Source organism: Exiguobacterium sp. s80 (genome assembly GCF_018618725.1).
GTDB lineage: Bacteria > Bacillota > Bacilli > Exiguobacteriales > Exiguobacteriaceae > Exiguobacterium_A > Exiguobacterium_A oxidotolerans.
In genome coordinates, this window is record NZ_JACSMP010000008.1 from 47,793 (window position 1) to 62,981 (window position 15,189).

A 15,189-nucleotide genomic window follows, 5' to 3' on the forward strand; every position below is an offset into this window, starting at 1 on the left:
CATCCCCTTCGAATCAAGTCGATTTACGAATCTTGTTGGTTCATAAGCACCATGATTGCATTGCTCCAACTCCCGAACAGGGATGTGATGACACCAATACTCGGTACGTCCTGTCCTTCGCTAAAACGTTGGTAGCTCGCAATCGTCAAATGCTCCGTCTCGTATCTGGCTCGCCCTAACACGAGCAATACTTCCTCTTCCGTCCACCGTTTTCGCGGAAGTTCGATGCCGATGATTTCTAGCGCATTCGTCCATGAACCGTACCGTCGTGCGATTGTCGCTACCGTCGGCCGATTTTTTCCGACCGCCCATTTCGTATAGGCTTGACTCGTTAATGTAGGTAATGCTTCCTGTGCTTCCAGTAATGATTCGATGATCCGACGTTCCATCTCCTGGACCCGTTCCTTCAAAATGTCTGCTTCTGATAATGCCTGCTGCCACGAGTTGAATTGATGGACGATATCGGTCAAGCTCGGCGCCTGATGCCGTTGCGCCCACTCACGATATGTCGCACTCGTGAATGGTTCGAGTTCCGCTTTCGCCGCTCGTAATGCCTCGATGATGTCGGATTTTGTATAAACCACTCGGATTTGCCCGATTTCAGCGCGTTCCAGCGCGATTTGCCAAGATCCAAATAACATCAGGATTTCCGCGACGGTCGGATACTGGGTATTCAGTTGCCAACGAAAATAGGTATTTGCCGTCAGTTCATTCTTCCCGTTCGCAGCGAGACGGAGTGCTTCGATCGCTTCCTCCAGATCGCTCATCACGATGTCTCCCTCCCACACATTCATAGCCGAACGTTGCGTCGAACATCCTCAACAATACCTTGACGAACGGAGCGAATCACGAGTGCTTGTTCCGTAAACGTCATCTGTGAGGCGGACGGCAGACAAAGTCCTTCAGCAAACAAGCGACCGCTGACATCAATCCCGTCACTTGTAATGAACGGGACATCCCGGTAGACCGGTTGCAAGTGCATCGGTTTCCAGACCGGTCGTGACTCGATGTGATCCTGTTGTAAGCGGATGATCAATTGATCCCGTTGTTCCATTCCTCCCGGTAATGTCAAAGCCGTCAACCAGCGATTGGCGCGACTCCCTTCAACCTCTGCTTGGTACTGTGTGGCGTCGAGCATGTCGAAAGCCCGCGTATATCGCTGAAAGATTTTCCGGCGTGCCGCGACGCGATCTTCGATGACTTCGAGTTGTCCGCGTCCGATGCCGGCTGAGACATTACTCATCCGGTAATTAAACCCGACTTCTGTATGTTCATAATGAAGGACCGGTTGCCTAGCTTGCGTCGAGAGATAAAACGCCCGTTCAATCAAATGCGGATCGTTTGCGACAAGCATTCCGCCACTTGATGTCGTGATGATTTTGTTACCGTTGAACGAATAAATTCCGAACGTCCCGAATGTCCCAGTCATTCGACCGTTGATCGTCGAACCGAGTGATTCAGCTGCATCCTCAATCAACGGAACGTCATACTCGGCGCAAATCGCACTCAACTCTTCAATCTTTGCGACGACCCCGTATAAATGGACGACGATGACGGCTTTCGGCAGGCGTCCGCGTGTCGCGGCTTGAATCATGGCTCGCCGGAGTGCCGCGGGTGACATGTTCCACGTCTCCTCTTCCGAATCAATCAGGACAGGGCGGGCACCGACGTAACGAATCGGGTTGACGGAAGCAACGAACGTCAACGACTGACAGAAAACATCGTCGCCCGTCGTCACACCGAGTGTCGCCAAGGCGAGGTGAATCGCTGCCGTTCCACTACTTGTCGCGAGGGCTGCCTCTGTTTTGGTATATGCGCGCATCCCCGCTTCAAAGGCTTCAACGTTCGGTCCGAGTGGTGCAACCCAGTTCGTTTCGAGTGCTTCCGTGACATAGCGTGCTTCTTGGCCACTGAGATGCGGGATCGATAGTGGGATTTGCTTCATGATGTTTCCTCCCCTCTTGATGACAAGTGACGGATCGGTGTGCGATAGACGGGAAACCACTTACAATCGTTCGCTGACGGGTACTGCGTTAAAAACGCTCGGTTCAATTGTTCATACGCCACTTCGTCAAGAATCGACGTCCCGATCGAAAAGAACGTATGCGCTCCTTCACTAAAGGAACGTTTATATAATAAAAGACTGTCTGATGCATCTTGTGAAGTGCCGCCCCCAAGATGCATCGCAACCATACCTTTCTCCTTTGCACGTCGCATCATCTCTGCGAATAACAACTGATTCGGTCGAACCTTTAACTGGCTCGGATCGGACGCCCCGAGGTGATAATGGGCGAAACGACTTCCATATAAGACGATGCACCCGGCGATGATGTGACCATTTAATTCTGCAACCAATACTTCGGCGTCGAGTGTTCCTGATAACAGCTGTTTAAAGTATTCATCCGTAAAGTAATACCGTGGTGCTGCCTCGTGCTTATCCATCGTCAAGCGGTAGAGGTGTTTAAATTTCTCGTACTCTGTCGGTGCGGCGACACGGATCGTGACGCCTTCCCGGACTGCTTTTCGTACATTGCGCCGTGTCATTTTTGAAAAGTCACCGAGAATCGCTTCATATGAATCCGTCAGCTCCACCGTCACGGTCGCTTGGAGTCGCTGCGTCGAACGGCACCAATGCTTTCCCAGTTCGACGTTTTGCAAGAGTGGATGGAACCGAATCGTTTCGGTGATGATCTGTTCCGCACGACAATAGTCGAGAAAACGTTGACGGACTTCGCGGATTTGATCGAGTGACCAAAGCCCAACGAAAATCGGTCCCCCGTATCCGTAGGGTGTCGTGATGTCGTGATATGACGTTCCATCGATTGGTCGTTTCAAATAAGGGTAGATCAATGTCCCGAATTCTGTCGGATAGAAGAACATTTCCGGGATGCCTACTTCTTCAAGTGCGAAGTAGGCATGTTCGTAATAACAATCGAGGCGATACTGACTGACGAGTGCGTCCCATTCGGTCGGATCATGGATGAGTCGTTCATCGCTTAGCGACATCATGGGGAACACCTCCGTCAAGTCCTTTGAACTCGCCCATCCCCGTCTGATGTTCCGTCGAGTTCCCTTCTGAGGAGACGACGATTTTTACTGTCTTCATGAGAATATAGAGATCGAGACGAAACGTCTGATGTGCCGCGTACCATTGGTCTTGTTCGAGCCGCTCTTGCCACGTCGTCGCGTTCCGCCCATGAATTTGCGCCCAACCGGTTAGTCCAGGCAACACATCATGCCGCGTCATCTGCTCTTTCGAATAGTGGTTCAAGTAACTGACGAGGAGCGGACGCGGTCCGACGAAACTCATCTGACCGCGGACGATATTGAAAAATTGTGGGATTTCATCCAGGCTGAGCCGCCGAATCCATTCCATCGCGTGCGGGATCCGTTGTTCGTCTGGGAGTAAGAGGCCATCCGCATCCGTCTCGTTCGACATCGTCCGGAATTTATAAATTTTAAATAACTGTCCGTGATAACCAGGACGAACTTGATTGAAGAAGATCGGTCGACCGAGCTTCGTATAAATGAACAAGGCGACGAACAGGTAAACGGGGAGTAAGATGAGAATCGCGACTAGGCTGATTGTGAAATCGAATGTCCGTTTCATGATGACTTCCTCCTTTTACATAGTCGAAAAGAGATCGAGTTGTCGTTTGATGACATCAGCTTCGTTAAAATGTTTCATTGCCCGTTCGAATCCGGCCCGTCCCATCTCTGACGCCTGTTGCGGGTGTTTGACAAGATCACTCATTCTTGCTGCCAACTGCGTTTCGTCATGGACTTCGACTAAATAACCGGTCGTGCCATCGATGACTTCTTCCCGGCAGCCGCGGATGTTCGTTGCGATGACCGGTTTCGCCGTCGCCATCGCCTCGATGATTGAGCGCGGGACCCCTTCTCGGTGCGATGGCAGGACAAAGGCATCTACTTGTTGTAAAAGTCGTGGCACATCTTCAACGAACCCTCGATACTCGATATTCGGAATCTCGCGTAGACGTTCGAGGAAACGATGTTTCGTCGTTTGATCCCGTTCGCTCTCCATCATTTCACCGGCGATGATCAAGCGGACATCCGGGTCTTGCGACACGACGTTTTCAAAAGCATTCAGAAGTTCGAGCACTCCTTTTTCCTCGACAATCCGTCCGATGAACAGGAAGGTGAAAGCTTCGTTTCCTTGCCGCGCCTGTGGATAGAATCGGGTCAAATCGATACCGTTCCCTAAATGCATCAACCGTTTCGTCGCCTTAAAACGTTTCCGGTTTGCCAGTTCATAATCTTCCCCGCTTTGGAGCAGGAGGTAATCCGTCGCGAAACGGGCGAGCCATTTTTCGACGGAATAGGTCAATTGATACGTCACCCGTCCCATCTTTTCATGAAAGTAAAAGCCGTGTGCCGTGTAGACGATATGCTTCGTCCCCGCTCGTTTCGCTGCGACCCGTCCGAGCGCTGCCGCGACAGGTGTGTGGACATGGACGGCGTCATAGCGACCCGTCTTTAAAATGTGAACGATCGAGCGGACAGTCTTCCAATTACTCGTCCAGTCAATTTTCCGTTCAATTGGAATGTCATGCATCGCAAAGCCTTGTGCTGCCAGCTTGTCAGAGGCTCCCGTGTCGGCACAGGCAATCCCGACATCATGCCCTGCGTCGCGCAGCGCAAGCAGTAACGGTTGCAGCATCGTTTCAGCTGTCGTATCAAGCGCGCAAACTTGGAGAATTCTTAAAGACGCCATAAGTGCACCCCTTCCGGTTTTTCAGCTGGTGCGAGCATCCCTTTGATGTCGACGACGACACCACGCCCCACTTTGAGTAAGTGTTTCGCGAGTAGCCAGTTTCCTTCGACGTACTCTTCATGACTGACGGCGAAGATGACGACGTCGGCTGGTTTAAGCTCTGTCATGTCGAGCAGATCAATCCCGTATTCGCGTTTCGCTTCATCCTTCGAGACAAGGCGATCGGTCACTTGGACTTCAATTCCGAATTCTTCGATCTCCTTGATTAAATTCGCGACTTTCGAATTCCGGATGTCACTGACGTTCTCCTTGAATGAAAGACCGAGGACAGTAACGCGTCCGCCGAGGACCGGCATGTTTTGTTTGATTAGATTTTTGACGAGTGATGTCGCAATGAAGCGCCCCATCGTATCGTTGATGCGTCGCCCGGCAAGGATGACTTCCGGATGATAACCGAGCGATTCAGCCTTCATCGTCAAGTAGAAGGGATCGACCCCGATGCAGTGTCCTCCGACGAGGCCTGGTCGAAACGGAAGGAAGTTCCACTTCGTCCCTGCTGCTTCGAGGACCTCGAGCGTATCGATGTCCATCCGGTCGAAGATGATGGCAAGTTCGTTCATCAAGGCGATGTTTAAGTCACGCTGCGTATTTTCGATGATTTTTGCCGCTTCTGCGACTTTGATCGATGATGCCCGGTGGACCCCCGCCTCGACGACGGCTTCGTACACTTCTGCGACAACATCGAGCGTTTTTTTATCCTGTGCTGAAACGATTTTTTTAATGGTCTTGAACGTATGTTCATGATCCCCCGGATTGATCCGTTCCGGTGAGTAACCGACGAAGAAGTCGACGCCTGCTTTAAGACCCGAAGATTCCTCAAGGACCGGGATACAATCTTCTTCCGTCGCCCCCGGATAGACGGTCGACTCGTAGACGACGATGTCGCCTTTATTCAGCTGGCGTCCGACAAGTTGTGACGCCCGTAAGAGCGGCGTCAAGTCCGGTTGATTTTGCGCATTAATCGGTGTCGGTACGGCGACGATGATGAAGTCACTCGCTTGAAGTGCCGCAGCATCCGTTACATAATTGACGTCCGCATTTTTTAAAGTGAACGGTGTCAGTTCGAGCGTCGCATCGACTCCTTCACGAAGTTCCTGGATGCGCTGTTCTTTAATGTCAAAACCGACGACACCTGTCTTTTCACCGAAAGCGATGGCGACCGGGAGACCGACGTAGCCGAGGCCGACGACGGCAATTGAACGGTTGGCGATGGGAAGTGATCGTGTTTCGGCTGCTGTCGTATCTGTGATGTGTTTGACTGCCTTATTCATGATGGACTCCTCCTATTTCATCGACTGTTTGATGATCAATGTTTTTCCATTCGGTTCTTGTTTAACTTGTTCGACGGACTCGAGCGTAATCAACATATCCGGTCCAAGCAATTTGCGCATCTCGTTCAATAAAATCTTTTCATGTTTCGGTTGGAAACGCTGATTGTCTGGAATGTAACGCAGTGTGACACGATTGAATGCGTATTGTTCGACTTGAAGTCGTAAGACCGAGTTTGGTAATTCGCGGGCAATTGTCGTAATATCACCTTCAAAGACTTTGCCCCGCTTCTCACTGACGATGAAACTTGTCCCCCGTCCGTCTATCGAGGCGATGACCGGTCCGTTCAATCCACATCCACACGTCTCATGACTGAGGGTCATGCGGTCACCAATCCGGTAACGGATCAGCGGGGTCCCGCGTGTCGTAAAACACGTCACGACGACTTCACCATCCGGTCCGTATGGTTCGATGATGCCTGTTTCGTGGTGCAGGTGCAGCTTCCGGTGCGTGCATTCAGAAATGATCGGAGCGCCTTCTGACGAACCGTATTGATCGAAGACCGGTGCGACGAATGCCTCCTCAAGAATCGATCGCATTTCTTCTGTCACTGTTTCTGACGTCGGAAAGATGGCAACGATTTTGAAATCGAGTCGAATCTTATTTTTGAGTAAATAACGGGCGATTTCGACCATCGCCGTCGGCGTCCCGTCTAACGCGACTGGTCGGAAACGATTCAATTCCTCGATATAGGCGGGAAAGTTTTCTTCTTTCATATGAAAAATCGAGAGCAGCAATTGATTGAGCGGACGATTCATCCGCCAAAAGATCGGCTTTTTCTGATCGACTGCCGTCAAGGTCCGTCCTGTGAAACTAGCCCGTGGCATCCCGCCGTAAAACCCGTGCTGTTCCTTAAAGTAATCGAGATGTGCCATTCGTTCTTGAATGTCCTCGCGCATGAAAGCAACCTGGAGTGACTTCCCGCTCGTTCCGCCTGTCCGTCCTCGGACAGGCGCGTCGACTTCCGACATGAATTCGTCGTTTTGCTGCCGTAACGTTTCTTTTTCAAGGACCGGAATCAGCGCCAACTGATCGAGTGACGTCAGCGGAAGTTTTATGTCGAGCTGTCGAAACAGCTCCCGGTAGTACGGGGTATGCTGGTGCACGAACAAGAGAAACGCATTCAAACGTTCAAGTTGTTCGACGCGATAGTCAAGCGACCGGTCTTTTTCGCGTAATTGCATCAGTTTTTGTTCATAACGGGCCCCGTACCGTTCATGCATCAGCTTTTTGCCATAAATGGATGTCAAAATATTCTGAATAAATATCGGAGACTTATAATAAAGATCTTCCTTAAGCGCCATCTTGGACCTCCTCCTTCAGCTGGTAATGACGTTCATACCAATCGATGAATGCATTGACGCCAGCTTCGACCGTCGTCCGTGGCCGGTAACCGATCGTCTCGAATAACGACGTGACGTCAGCGAAGCTTTCCGGGACGTCTCCTGCCTGGAGCGGCATACCATGTTTGATCGCCGTCTTCCCGAGCCGCCGTTCGATCAAGGCGACGAATTCGTTCAGGCGAATCGGACTGTGACTGCCGATGTTGAAGACCCGGTATGGAACGAAGCTCCGGTCTGGCTGTGGCGCCGCTTTATCAAAGGACGGATCAGCGACCGGCTCTGTCTGTAACAACCGATAGATGCTCTCGATGATGTCGTCGACATAGGTGAAGTCGCGTCCCATCTCACCGTAGTTGTATAAATCGATCGGTTGACCGTTCGCGATTGCTTCCGTGAATTTGAACAACGCCATATCCGGGCGTCCCCACGGACCATAGACGCTGAAGAATCGAAGCCCCGTCGTTTTGATGCCGTATAGACTGCTGTAGGTGTGGGCCATCAACTCGTTCGCTTTTTTGGAAGCGGCATAGAGACTGAGCGGATGGTCGACCGCGTCCGTCACGGCGAAAGGCATCTTCGTGTTCGAGCCATAAACGGAACTGGAAGAGGCATAGACGAGTTGTTCGACCGGATGATGGCGACAAGCTTCGAGAATCGACAGGAAGCCGACGATGTTCGATGTGATATAGACGTCCGGTCGATCGATGCTGTAGCGGACACCCGCTTGTGCTGCGAGATGAAGCACGAGATCAATCTGTTCCTTCGCGAAGATGGCGTCGACGGCTGCTGTATCCTCGAGCGATACACGATAAAAGGTATAGCGTCTCGGATCGAGTTCGACTAAGCGCGCCTCTTTCAACGCCGGGTCGTAGTAATCGTTGACTTCGTCGAGTCCGATGACACGGTACCCTTCCGCTAAAAATCGACGAGCGGCATGAAACCCGATAAACCCTGCGATACCGGTGATTAAAATCGTTTTATTCTGCACGTTGTTCGACCTCCTCAAAGTGGTGAAGCGCCTGGTAGCGAATATAATGAATCGATGTGTAGACGATCAGGAGCATCGGAAACAATTTGTAGCGGTGACGGATTGCCGTTCCGACGTTTCCTGTCCCAAGACCAAAGATGAGTGCATTGACGATGAAGAGGAGCAACATGAACAATAAAACAGCAGCGTAAGGATGGTGTTTCAAATAGCGGAAGTGCCGGATTGTCAGTGCGAACAGCAGGAGATAAACGGCGGCGTCGAAGAAGAAGATGGCGATGTTCGTCACACTGGACCATTGCCACGGGAACGGTGAGAAGAGGAAATAAATCATCCGAAGCGGTGAATAGAGAATCATGTCAAGTGGTCCCGTGACAGTCAACCCGTTCAAGTAAGCCGATCCACCACGGTCATAACTCATCCCGCTAAACAATTGACCGTTTTCCGAGACGTGTGTGAATTTTGCGAACAAGACATCCTGAAAACTGTAGACGATGAAGCCGACGATCAGGACTTGCATGACCAACCGCTGTACTTTGGAAGCTTCGAAATCCATCCGACCGGTCGCATGATTATAAAAGGAGAAATAAACCAATAAGACGACGATTCCAATCGCGAGACCGGAATGGAAAATCGTACTGACGAAGTAAGCGAGGTAGGCCAGTGCCAAGGAAGTACCCGACTTATCCATCGTCCAGCGCACCATGTAATAGAGCGTATAGACAATACCGAGTGCGACGAGTTGATCGCGTAACAGGATCGGCGAAAGCAACAATCCTTGGGCGAAGAAGGCAAATAACAGCGTCGACAGGAACACGACCCGCATCGGCAGACCGAGCAGCCGAAGCGTTTTCGCGAGAATGACGACGGCGACGACGCCGAGGATGACGTTAAAGTATTGTGCCAAGATCCGTTCAGGTCCGAATGCAAGATAGAAGATGCCGAGGAACTTCGAGTAACTTCCGCGAACGACTTCGTTGAACATCGCTGGATCGAGATAGATTTGCAGCCCTTCGAGATGGAACGCCTCCGTATCATCCCCACTGTGTGGCGGGAGCCGAAACAGCTCAAGATCGACGAACATCAATCCGAGACGCACGATGAAGGCGGTGACGAAGACGAGAAATAATGGCGTCGTCTCCGAGTTTTTGAGCAAATACCAGAGCATCAAGATGGAATTGCCGACTAGCATCAACGTGACATAACTTTCCGGTGTCGAAAAGAGCGGCCGCAACAGTTGACTGAGCAATGCTTCAATGATCAGTAGAATGAGGATCGGCCGCATCTTTTTCCCTCCTTTAGCTACTTTGTTCAATCGCGAGCGGCAAGTTCCGCGGATAGAGCGCCCGGTAGAGCGCTGGCACCAACAAGACGATTTGCGTGACGGCGCATAACGCATAAGCTGTCGTCGCACCGTATAACCCATACAGTGGAATCAAGAAACTGCAGGCAATCAGATTGACGGCGACACTTCCGAAAATCGCAAGCGTCTGGATGCGAAATTGCTGGAATCCCGTTAGTAACGCTTGGATGACGGTCGAATTATAGAAAAAGAGCGAAGCGACCATCATCAAGACGAAAATCGTATGGTACTGCACGAATGAAGCATTGTAGAAAATCGTCAACCCCCACTTTCCGAAGAAGATGGCACCGATGATCAACAGGACACCGACCGCGTTTGTCATCAGCAGCATCGAGCGTGTCAGCTTTCGGAGTGCCGGGAGACTTTGTCGTTCGCCCGTCTCTGACGAAAAATTTGGTAAGAGAACGGCGACGAGCGAGTGGATGAACAAGCTACCTAAAACGAGTAAGTAAGCGATACTCGCGTAGTAACCGAGTTCTTCCGTCCCGATGGTTTGACCGACGAAGAGACGCGGGATGTTGGCATTCAAGGCAACGAGTAAGGCAACAAATCCGAGCGGGACGGCCTTGAAAAACAATTGCCGGCCCGTTTGGTAGCGATCGCTCATCGTGATATTTTCAAACCCTTGTCCAATCCGGCGGACGGTCGGTAAATCGTAGATGATCAGCATGATTAAGTTCCCAGCAATCATCGCGAGGACGAAGCCGTGAATCGAATGGGTCGTAAAGAGGATCAAGGCTGCACCCGAAACGTTGATCAGACTTCTGAAAATCTTCGATAACGCGACTTCTTTGAACGCCATGTGTCCTTGGAGGAAGCCGTACGAGAGATCGGCGAACGATTCCATGTATTTATTGAGATAAACGAGTAACGTCAACAGTAGGATATCCGCTTCACCGAAGAAATAATAGACGATCAGTAAGACGAACACACCGAGCGTCAAGAGGAAGAACCGTGTTTTGATGAAAAGTGTGAAGTTCTTCAGCCCGGCCCGTTCCGCCGTCAAAATCGTGCTGGCATTGAGCCAACAAAACATGACAATCGGTGCCGTCAAGGCGAGAGCGTAATTGAAATAACCGATGTTGAGTGGCGTGCTCCATTTGATTAAGAGCGTCAAAATCATCCATTGGTGTAAGGAATAGGCCGTATCGGCAATGAAAATCAAGTTAAAGCGTGATAACTGCCGCGGTGCTTTCATTTATCTCACCTCTCATTCTCGCGCGATCCGGACGACTTCTGGCATCGCGACCGGGCGGCTGTCATTCGTCGCACCGAGCAGGTACGTCCGAAGCGCCTCTTCATCGTCGAGGCAACGATTGATTTCCCGAAGATACGGTTCGACGGAGCCGAAGGGCCGGGTCTTCCCAACTAGAATTTTCTCGAAAACCCGTTCCTCATGGACTTCTTCTTCTGCGAGTAACTCCTCATAAAGCTTCTCGCCTTTTCGAATGCCGCTGTAGACAATCGGAATCTGTTCTTCCGTAAAACCGCTCAAGTGAATCAAATTTTTCGCAAGCGTCGTGATGTTGACCGGTTTTCCCATGTCGAGGACGAACACCTCTCCTCCGCTTGCGAGGACGCTTGCCTGGATGACGAGCCGACTCGCTTCCGGAATCGTCATGAAGTACCGCGTCATCGCCGGGTCCGTCACGGTGATCGGTCCGCCTTTTGCGATTTGTTCCTTGAAGAGCGGGATGACGGAACCACGGCTGCCGAGTACGTTTCCGAAACGGACGACGGCGAACGTCGTTTCACTGTTGCGGGCGATTTGCTGGATGACCATCTCGGCAATCCGTTTTGTCGCCCCCATCACGCTCGTCGGATTGACGGCCTTATCGGTCGAGATCATGACGAATCGTTTGACGTGTGCTGCTTCCGCCGCGAGCGCGACGTTGCGTGTCCCGTAAATATTATTTTTAACGGCTTCGCGTGGATTATCTTCCATCAACGGGACGTGCTTATGGGCTGCTGCATGATAGACGAGATCCGGTTCGAACCGTCCCATGACTTCATTCAGTCGTTCTAAATCCTGAACGTCCGCGATGACGGAATGAAGGACCGTACCATCGGTCATACATTCGAGCTCCCGGCGAATCAAGTAGATGCTGTTCTCGCCATGTCCGAGGAGGATGAGCCGGTCAGGCTTAAATTTAATCAACTGGCGACAAATCTCTGAGCCAATCGATCCACCGGCTCCCGTCACGAGGACGGTCGCCCCGCTGACGCTTCGTTCGATTTCCGTGATGTCGAGTTCGACCGGTTCACGACCGAGCAAATCAGCGATGGAGACTTCGCGGATTTGATTGATTGATACTTTTCCTGACGCCAGTTCGACGAGCATCGGTAACGTGTGGGCTTCGACCTTCGTCTGTTTGATGCGATTGAGTAAAGCGACCCGCTCCGTGTAGGATAAGGAAGGAATCGCGAGCACGACCGCTTCGATTTTCTGTTCTTCGATGATGAATTCGAGTTGCTCGATCGTTCCGATGACGGGGACGCCGTGGATGCGCATTCCTTTGAGTTCTGCGAGGTCGTCGAGTAAACCAACGACGTTCAAGATGTGCGCTTTTTTCTGCTTTAACTCTTTCGTAATCATCTGTCCGGAAGCTCCGGCACCGATGATTAACGTACGTTTACCGAGCGTCCGGTCCCGTTTCAGTTGAAGCGTCCGTCCGCGAATCGCTAAGCGGACAAATAAGATACCGTTCAGGACAAGTCCCGTTTGCAGGAAGACGGCGCGCTCGACGGCGAAGTCGAACAAGGCATACTCGAGCCCGAGTAAGACAAAGCTGCTGGCGACGACGACAAACAGGAGGACACCTAAATCCCTCAGACTCGCATAACGCCAAACGATTTGATAAAAGCGCATCCAGTGGGCGACGAGTGTTAGGGCGACCCATTGAATCAATGCGATTTCAATCGCATTCCGTAAATCGAACTGGACGGTCAGGTGAAGGGGATTGAAGAAGTAGAAGGTGACGACGGTTGCGGCGGCGATGATCAGTGCGTCGACCCCGCGTAAAAGTCCGATTTTCATATGGCGACGATACTGATGCAATGGTGGTGCTTGCATGACTGCTCCTCCTTCCCCGAATCATGAGTGTGGACGGCTGACGGCTTGTGGATAGGATGCATCATCTTTCGTTGATTCAGTTGCTGACTTCTTTCCTAGTACACGGGAATAGACGATTAGTAAGCCGAACATCAACCCGAGTACACCGCCGATTGCCGTGTTCATCAAGATGTTCGGAGACATCGGTTTCGTCGGAATCCGTGCCGTCGAGAAAACTTCCGTACTGCTCGTATCAATCAACTGAGGCAGGTAATCTTGGAACACTTCTGTCATCGTGTTCGCTTGGATGGCAGCTTGTTCAGCTGATCCATCTGTAATGGATAAGGCGATGACTTGAGAATCAAGGTTACTCGACACCGTCAAGCGATCGGTTAAATCGAATAGACGCTTATCGGTCACACCCATCTTTTGGGCGACTTGATCGACGACTTCCGGACTCCGAAGAATATCTTGATAGGTACTGACGAGTGACGTCGAGGAAGTCGTGTCACTACTCTTTTGCGGTACGACGAGGATGTAAGCTGTTGCTTCATACGTAGGTTTAATGACGTACGTGCTGATCAGGTAACCGGCACCCGCAAACAAGATGGCACAGACGATGAGGATCCACCAGCCCTTTTTCAATGTCATCAAGTGGTCTGCAAATGTTCTTTTTTGATGCATGGTATTCACATGGTTCACCCCTTTCTTACCTTGAACGTCGGAGGGTCATTGGTTATGACTTCACCTTATTTCCAAACGACTACCAAAACAATTAGAGCTTGGTGGAAATGATTAGTTTTTTTTCAGTAGTCGTTGTGCATGCGTATCATTACATCATCGAAAAATATCGTTTCACGAAAAAAAGACGATTCACAGAAAAATAATCGTCGTTCCTTCAAAAACATTCATCTTATCCGCATAAATATCGTTTATTTACGGGTAAATACCAATTTGATGATTAAAAAGTCACATAATCGGTAATAAGTCCTATATGAAGGGTGGATAGACTTTAGAAATGATGTTAAAATCCGTCAATATACCCGAGTCAATTGCCTTATTCATCCTATTGCTATTTGTGACGATTGATTTGTGGACGCGTCCGTTACGCTTTACGGATGAAGTCTTACCGGAGCATTGGAACGTCGTGACCGTCTTTTTATACCCGTTACTCTTTCTCATTTTTTATATCGTGTCCCGTCCGTTATACTTTCCGTTTCGGTCTCGTTCGCATCGACTCATCCTCGTCTTTTTGAGTTATTTGACATTACACACTGTCTTGTTTTTCTCTCGTCCCGCGACGGATGCACCTTTTTCACTCTTCTTTCTTTTGACGACATGGATGTTTCTGATCATCGTCCTATCACTCTCTTCTCCGCTTTTCACTCACTGGCACCGGTTCTTATTTCTCATCCTCTTTTATCAGGCACTATTTTTAGCGAGTTACGCCCTGCTCGTCTCGTTTGGACAATCCTACATCCCAATCGACAACTTGCAGTGGTTACGGATTGGTCCGATCACGCTTCCACAACTCTATGTCGGGGAGCAAGGTAGCTTTCTACGCTTAGCCAGCTTGACGAACAATCCGAACGCATTTGCTGCTTGGCTTGTTCCTGGTGGATTGATTGCTTGGATTGCGGTCCTCCGTTCCATCACGACGAGTGCCTGGCGCCGTCTCTTCTTCTTTGGCGTTTCGCTGGCATTGATATGCGGAGGGCTGTTGGCAAGTGCTTCGCAAACGGGCATTTATTCTTTTTTTCTACTCACTTTATTGACGACCGTTCTATTGTTACCTTCGCGGCGACTACGTCTTCAGGTCAGCGCCTGTTACATCACCGGAATCGCAATTGTGTTTGGCGCCCTGTCGCTAAAGCCGGGACTCCTCCTCCATTTAGTCAGTTTGAATGGTCGCCTTGATCTTTGGCAGGCGGGACTCGCAGCTTCAGCAGATCGCTTTTGGGTCGGTCATAGTTTTGGCGCCGCAACGACCGGCTTATTTGAGCAATTGGGAGAAGAGACCCTTTACACGTTTCACAGTACGCCGATCGTTTTCCTCTATGAGTTCGGCATCATCGGGTTACTCCTCTACGTTTTATGTTTTAGTTTCATCTTGTTTCGTTTAATTCGGAATTATCGTTTTGACGACGTCGAGTCGCTCACACTTCTACTGCTCATCTTCTGGTTGTTGTTGCTTCAGTTTACAGAAAGCATCCTGATTCGACCGGGCGGCTTTTATTTCATCTGGCTCAATCTACTCGCATACGCGACATTCCGTCGCGACACACCAACAGACAGTACCCACACCTAGACGAACACCGACAC

13 protein-coding genes are annotated in these 15,189 nt (G+C 50.6%); 1 reads left to right on the forward strand and 12 read right to left on the reverse strand.

Going from position 1 to position 15,189, the window contains the following annotated elements; translation table 11 throughout:
• Positions 1-23: 23 nt before the first annotated feature.
• From KNP94_RS12885 to KNP94_RS12940, 12 genes are read right to left on the reverse strand one after another with little or no spacing between them, the layout of a single operon-like run.
• Positions 24-767: a hypothetical protein gene (locus KNP94_RS12885; RefSeq protein WP_088837877.1), complete on the reverse strand. Its 744-nt coding sequence runs from the start codon at positions 765-767 to the stop codon at positions 24-26.
• A 23-nt stretch (positions 768-790) separates the two neighbouring features.
• Positions 791-1,945, reverse strand: a complete 1,155-nt coding sequence (locus KNP94_RS12890; protein WP_088837878.1) for an aminotransferase class I/II-fold pyridoxal phosphate-dependent enzyme — start codon at positions 1,943-1,945, stop codon at positions 791-793.
• Positions 1,942-3,009, reverse strand: coding sequence for a lipid II:glycine glycyltransferase FemX (locus KNP94_RS12895; RefSeq protein WP_214802628.1), 1,068 nt, complete (start codon positions 3,007-3,009; stop codon positions 1,942-1,944). Before KNP94_RS12895 ends, KNP94_RS12890 begins: the two co-directional genes overlap by 4 nt.
• Positions 2,990-3,610 (reverse strand): sugar transferase, encoded by a 621-nt coding sequence (locus KNP94_RS12900; RefSeq protein ID WP_088837880.1) that lies wholly within the window; start codon positions 3,608-3,610, stop codon positions 2,990-2,992. Before KNP94_RS12900 ends, KNP94_RS12895 begins: the two co-directional genes overlap by 20 nt.
• Before the next feature lie 15 nt (positions 3,611-3,625).
• Positions 3,626-4,735, reverse strand: a complete 1,110-nt coding sequence (locus KNP94_RS12905; protein WP_214767054.1) for a glycosyltransferase family 4 protein — start codon at positions 4,733-4,735, stop codon at positions 3,626-3,628.
• A complete protein-coding gene (locus KNP94_RS12910) occupies positions 4,723-6,066 on the reverse strand; it encodes a nucleotide sugar dehydrogenase (RefSeq protein ID WP_088837882.1) in 1,344 nt (447 codons plus the stop codon). The genes KNP94_RS12905 and KNP94_RS12910 overlap by 13 nt, the downstream gene beginning before the upstream one ends.
• A gap of 12 nt (positions 6,067-6,078) precedes the next feature.
• Positions 6,079-7,428, reverse strand: coding sequence for a phenylacetate--CoA ligase family protein (locus KNP94_RS12915; protein ID WP_214767053.1), 1,350 nt, complete (start codon positions 7,426-7,428; stop codon positions 6,079-6,081).
• Entirely contained in the window at positions 7,418-8,455 is a 1,038-nt protein-coding gene (locus KNP94_RS12920) for an NAD-dependent epimerase (protein ID WP_214804267.1), read from the reverse strand. Before KNP94_RS12920 ends, KNP94_RS12915 begins: the two co-directional genes overlap by 11 nt.
• Positions 8,445-9,737, reverse strand: a complete 1,293-nt coding sequence (locus tag KNP94_RS12925; protein ID WP_214802622.1) for a hypothetical protein — start codon at positions 9,735-9,737, stop codon at positions 8,445-8,447. The genes KNP94_RS12920 and KNP94_RS12925 overlap by 11 nt, the downstream gene beginning before the upstream one ends.
• Before the next feature lie 13 nt (positions 9,738-9,750).
• A complete protein-coding gene (locus tag KNP94_RS12930; RefSeq protein WP_088837886.1) occupies positions 9,751-11,013 on the reverse strand; it encodes an oligosaccharide flippase family protein in 1,263 nt (420 codons plus the stop codon).
• Positions 11,014-11,025: 12 nt separating this feature from the next.
• Positions 11,026-12,888, reverse strand: a complete 1,863-nt coding sequence (locus tag KNP94_RS12935; protein WP_088837887.1) for a polysaccharide biosynthesis protein — start codon at positions 12,886-12,888, stop codon at positions 11,026-11,028.
• Positions 12,889-12,909: 21 nt separating this feature from the next.
• The gene (locus tag KNP94_RS12940) at positions 12,910-13,551 is read right to left on the reverse strand and encodes a YveK family protein (RefSeq protein ID WP_251132218.1); all 642 of its coding nucleotides are present in this window, start codon (positions 13,549-13,551) and stop codon (positions 12,910-12,912) included.
• 334 nt (positions 13,552-13,885) lie between these two features.
• Here KNP94_RS12940 and KNP94_RS12945 point away from each other — a divergent pair, with 334 nt between their 5' ends.
• Complete coding sequence (locus KNP94_RS12945) at positions 13,886-15,175, forward strand: O-antigen ligase family protein (protein ID WP_251132657.1); 1,290 nt, start codon at positions 13,886-13,888, stop codon at positions 15,173-15,175.
• The last annotated feature ends 14 nt before the right edge of the window (positions 15,176-15,189 follow it).

What these genes read in the sequence shown, in the direction of transcription:
- KNP94_RS12935 (WP_088837887.1), bottom strand. Translation starts at nt 12,888, where the DNA reads ATGCAAGCACCACCATTGCATCAGTATCGTCGCCATATGAAAATCGGA.
- KNP94_RS12900 (WP_088837880.1), bottom strand. Translation starts at nt 3,610, where the DNA reads ATGAAACGGACATTCGATTTCACAATCAGCCTAGTCGCGATTCTCATC.
- KNP94_RS12905 (WP_214767054.1), bottom strand. Translation starts at nt 4,735, where the DNA reads ATGGCGTCTTTAAGAATTCTCCAAGTTTGCGCGCTTGATACGACAGCT.
- KNP94_RS12925 (WP_214802622.1), bottom strand. Translation starts at nt 9,737, where the DNA reads ATGCGGCCGATCCTCATTCTACTGATCATTGAAGCATTGCTCAGTCAA.
- KNP94_RS12910 (WP_088837882.1), bottom strand. Translation starts at nt 6,066, where the DNA reads ATGAATAAGGCAGTCAAACACATCACAGATACGACAGCAGCCGAAACA.
- KNP94_RS12915 (WP_214767053.1), bottom strand. Translation starts at nt 7,428, where the DNA reads ATGGCGCTTAAGGAAGATCTTTATTATAAGTCTCCGATATTTATTCAG.
- KNP94_RS12895 (WP_214802628.1), bottom strand. Translation starts at nt 3,009, where the DNA reads ATGATGTCGCTAAGCGATGAACGACTCATCCATGATCCGACCGAATGG.
- KNP94_RS12890 (WP_088837878.1), bottom strand. Translation starts at nt 1,945, where the DNA reads ATGAAGCAAATCCCACTATCGATCCCGCATCTCAGTGGCCAAGAAGCA.
- KNP94_RS12945 (WP_251132657.1), top strand. Translation starts at nt 13,886, where the DNA reads ATGATGTTAAAATCCGTCAATATACCCGAGTCAATTGCCTTATTCATC.
- KNP94_RS12940 (WP_251132218.1), bottom strand. Translation starts at nt 13,551, where the DNA reads ATGCATCAAAAAAGAACATTTGCAGACCACTTGATGACATTGAAAAAG.
- KNP94_RS12885 (WP_088837877.1), bottom strand. Translation starts at nt 767, where the DNA reads ATGAGCGATCTGGAGGAAGCGATCGAAGCACTCCGTCTCGCTGCGAAC.
- KNP94_RS12930 (WP_088837886.1), bottom strand. Translation starts at nt 11,013, where the DNA reads ATGAAAGCACCGCGGCAGTTATCACGCTTTAACTTGATTTTCATTGCC.